At 51.1% G+C, this 2698-nt stretch carries 3 protein-coding genes; all 3 read right to left on the bottom strand.

From position 1 onward, the window contains the following. Positions 1-884 (bottom strand): GlgB N-terminal domain-containing protein (locus J0895_RS04025; RefSeq protein ID WP_422894308.1); only part of this gene is annotated, 884 nt, incomplete at its 3' end. 382 nt (positions 885-1266) lie between these two features. After that, positions 1267-1629, bottom strand: coding sequence for a hypothetical protein (locus J0895_RS04020; RefSeq protein ID WP_242541037.1), 363 nt, complete (start codon positions 1627-1629; stop codon positions 1267-1269). Between the two features lie 350 nt (positions 1630-1979). Then, positions 1980-2189 (bottom strand): hypothetical protein, encoded by a 210-nt coding sequence (locus J0895_RS04015; RefSeq protein WP_207086835.1) that lies wholly within the window; start codon positions 2187-2189, stop codon positions 1980-1982. Positions 2190-2698 lie beyond the last annotated feature (509 nt).

Here is a 2698-nt window from a genome sequence, read left to right as displayed (position 1 = left end):
CGGTAGGTGAGGAATCTGGCCCCGGGTTTGAGTTCGGAGACGATGACGACGGGTTCGGTGTCTCCGTTGGGGAGTTTGGCGGGTTCTGAGGCGGAGGCATGGAGCCAGGAGCCTAAATGACATTCGTAGACGGAGATGGGTTTGGTGAGGGGGTCGCTGTTGCGACGTTCTTCCATCCAGTTTTGGTCGGTCCAGGTGTAGGTGTCGAGGTCGGTGACGATGGAGGCGGTTTTGGGCCGGGGTTCTTGTTGGAACCCGTAGGGGTCAGATTTTTCGTAAATGTGACCGGCGGAGTTTTTGATTTCATATTTGTAATGTTCGCCGACGCCGAGGTCAGGGATGAAGAGTTCCCAGACGCCGTTACTGCGTTTTGCCATTTGATGTTTGCGTCCGTCCCAGTGGTTGAAGTCGCCGAGGACGGAGATGTTACGGGCGTTGGGTGCCCAGACGGCAAAGTAGACGCCTTTAACGCCGTTGACTTCTAGGGTGTGAGCACCGAGTTTTTCGTAGATGCGATGATGGTTGCCTTCGGCGAAGAGGTGGATGTCGAGGTCGGTGAGTTTGGGGGACCGGAAGGCGTAGGGGTCGTACATGACCCGTTCATGGTCGCCTTCTTTGATGCGAAATTGGTAGTTGGCGAGTTCAGCGGTTTCAATGATGCATTCAAAGAAGTGGGGGTTATGCACGGACTGCATGGGATATTCTTGGCGCTGTGCCGGGACGATGACGGATACGCTGTCGGCATTGGGGAGGTAAGCGCGGACGGCCCAATGGGAGATTTTGCCGTTGTCTTGGATGGGATGAGCGCCGAGGATTTCAAAGGGGTCTTGATGTTGATTTCCAACGATCTGATTGACTTGATCCGGGGCGATTGTTATGGTCATGTTTTGTTGCCTAAATGCAGTTCATGAATGGGTTTCGATATCTGTGCGGTTGATTAACCCGCGCAATGGGGTTAGGGCACAGGGGTTAGATATTGCGATCGCCTCGGGTGGGGGTGTTGATGATGGCTTCATCTTAGAGGGTTCTGGGTCTCTGCGATGAAGGGTGCTAGTGGGTTCACACACCGGATCCCTAATGCCCTGGCGATCGCCGCCTTAGCGGGAGCAACTTTTTTACAGGACTAACGCTTGTTCAAGGGATTTAACCCGCGATCGCATCGGTGCTTTTCATCAAAAGGCACTTGCTCTCTGCTTCAGGTGATGGGTCGGTCCTGTTCTATCAATACACCAGAAATATTAAGGATTGTAAAGTGAAATGGCACGTTCAAAACGGAAAAATCACCCGGAGTAATTCTCTCACGGGCAAGCGATTAATCATGATCTGCCCGGGAGGGATTGGCCCGATCGCCGTGGTTGGACTGCCATCGTAGGGGGCGATCGTCCCTTGAAATGCCGGATTTTCGAGCAATGCGGCATATTCATCGGGGGTGAGTGGTGTGCCATCAATGGGCGATCGGCCTTGGGTAATAATTTCAGTTCGCAAGATTTCCTCGGGAACATCAGAGGCTGGAGGTAAAGCGGCAGCGAGTGGAGTGATCCCCAGGAGGATTCCGCTGACTAAAATCAACTGAATTGAAGGGATGCGATGGGAAAGTTTAGGACAGAGGGGTTTGGGGCGATCGCTCATATAAATTAATAGATAATCTTCTTAACTTTTACTATCATATTTTCAGCCCTTTTCTATCAGTCTTAGGTCATAAATAAGTCAACGGAATTCCACTCAAATCACAGGTTGAACTCAAAACCCGTTGATGGGGTGACCGACTTTACCCCCTGATTCGGCAGACCCTGCGCCACCCGTTCAAGGAGGGTGCAAAACTCCCAACTCTCCTAGATTCTCAAAAAATAACCCTTGACATTTGTCAAGGGTTTGTGACTCAGTTGAGTTGAGCAAGGGCGTGAGTTTCAGGCCCTTACAACAGGTTAATCCTTTGTAGTTGTTGTTATTCCAATTTCTACACCCGTCGCTGCTCAGTTTTAAGGAGTAGTCGGAGTCGTTTCCGGAGTCATCGGAGTGGCTTCGGGAGTCGTTGCCGGGGTCTCCATACCTTCGGGGGCTGTCTGGTCTACAGGAACTTCCTCTGTAGGGGTAGTTGTAGCAGGGGTTTCCGGTTCAACGGTAGCGCAGGCTACAACAGAGGTAGACAAAGCGAGTAAAACAGCTAAACTGGCGATTTTGTTTTTCATTGTGGATATTTAGGGGTGAATGAATCAGGCATGAATAAGGACCCAGACTGCCTCAGTCGGTTCTAAAAAATGAACAACTGCTAATGAACCCAATCTAGGGCAAGCTTTCAGGATAGTTTTCTGGGGAAGGTCCCGGGGAAACTCCCATTCAAAATCTGCTAATAGTATAGAATAGGGCATTTTTCCGAAAAAGTTACAAATTTTCATCTATCGTTAAAATTTTTTATAGCGAGGAGAGCCCCTACCGGATCCCTTACAAGAGTAGGTTTTTTACGAACGGTCCCCGAACCTTGGCAAGGGGAGGGTTAGGGTGGGGTCCACGCGCAAGCGAGATCGCACTTCACGAGGAATCGGTGGGTGGAGGGTCCACGCGCAAGCGCGATCGCGCTTGCGCGTAGAAAGAGGTTGGACCAGCCTCCATACAGGCGCGATCGCCTCCAGTTTGACACTCCCGATGTCTAAAGACACGGGGATTCTTGCACAGCCTTAGACCAAAGCCTAAGTCTGAT

It is taken from the genome of Phormidium pseudopriestleyi FRX01 (assembly GCF_017313335.1).
Classification (GTDB): Bacteria; Cyanobacteriota; Cyanobacteriia; order Cyanobacteriales; family Laspinemataceae; genus Laspinema; species Laspinema pseudopriestleyi.
Note: the sequence above shows the minus strand (reverse complement) of the source record. Positions and strands in the feature narration are given on the sequence as shown.

What these genes read in the sequence shown, in the direction of transcription:
- J0895_RS04015 (WP_207086835.1), bottom strand. Translation starts at nt 2,189, where the DNA reads ATGAAAAACAAAATCGCCAGTTTAGCTGTTTTACTCGCTTTGTCTACC.
- J0895_RS04020 (WP_242541037.1), bottom strand. Translation starts at nt 1,629, where the DNA reads ATGAGCGATCGCCCCAAACCCCTCTGTCCTAAACTTTCCCATCGCATC.